The sequence below is a fragment of the Methylobacterium sp. WL116 genome (assembly GCF_008039455.1).
Classification (GTDB): domain Bacteria; phylum Pseudomonadota; class Alphaproteobacteria; order Rhizobiales; family Beijerinckiaceae; genus Methylobacterium.
This window is the reverse complement of record NZ_VRUV01000986.1, coordinates 1-815: the sequence shown is the minus strand read 5'-3', so window position 1 is coordinate 815 and position 815 is coordinate 1. Positions and strand designations below refer to the sequence as shown.

The 815-nt window shown below is 75.0% G+C and carries 1 protein-coding gene; it reads right to left on the bottom strand.

Annotation, left to right across the window (positions count from 1 at the left end; all coding sequences use genetic code 11):
- Positions 1-815: iron-containing alcohol dehydrogenase (locus FV223_RS28940; protein WP_147730037.1), on the bottom strand; the 815-nt coding region annotated here is incomplete at both ends.

The following is an 815-nucleotide window of genomic DNA, read 5'->3' as shown; positions in this document are numbered from 1 at the left end:
GCGACGAAGCGGTCGGCCGCCTCCGCCGCCGGCCGGTCGCGGGCGTCCGGGTCGAGGATCGGCGCGAGCTCGGCGTAGAGCGCCCGCGCCTCCGGCAGGTTGAAGCGCAGCACGCCCATCAGCACCAGCGCGTTCGAGAGCCCGTGCGGCACGTGGAACAGCGCGCCGATCGGGTAGGCGAGCGCGTGCACCGCCGCCACCGGCGCGTTGGCGAAGGCCATGCCGGCGAGCATCGACCCGAGCAGCATCCCGGAGCGCGCCTCGACATCGCCGCCGTCGGTGCAGGCGATCCGGATATGGCAGGCGAGCAGCCCCAGGGCCTGCCGGGCGAGGCCGTCGGAGATCGGGTTCTTGCGGTGGCGGCTGGTATAGGCCTCGATCGCGTGCACCATCGCGTCGATGCCGGTGGCCGCGGTGACGGCGGCGGGCAGGCCCCGCGTCAGCTCCGGGTCGAGCACCGCCCAGTCGGGCAGCAGGCGCGGGGCGACGACGCCTTTCTTCTCTTGCGTGGGCGTGGTGACGATGGCGATCGGCGTCACCTCCGATCCGGTGCCGGCGGTGGTCGGCACCAGGATCAGCGGCAGGCGCTCGCCCGTGGCGAGGCCGACGCCGTAGATCGCGTCCAGGGCGTCGTCCGAGCGGGCGAGGTAGGCCACGAGCTTGGCGGTATCGAGCGCCGAGCCGCCGCCGATCGCGAGCACCAGCTCCGCGCCCGACGCCCGCGCGAAGGCCGCGGCGGTCTCGACCACGTGGCTCGGCGGGTCCGCGACCACCTCCGCGAACACGTCGATGCGGCAGCCGGCCTGCGCCAGCGC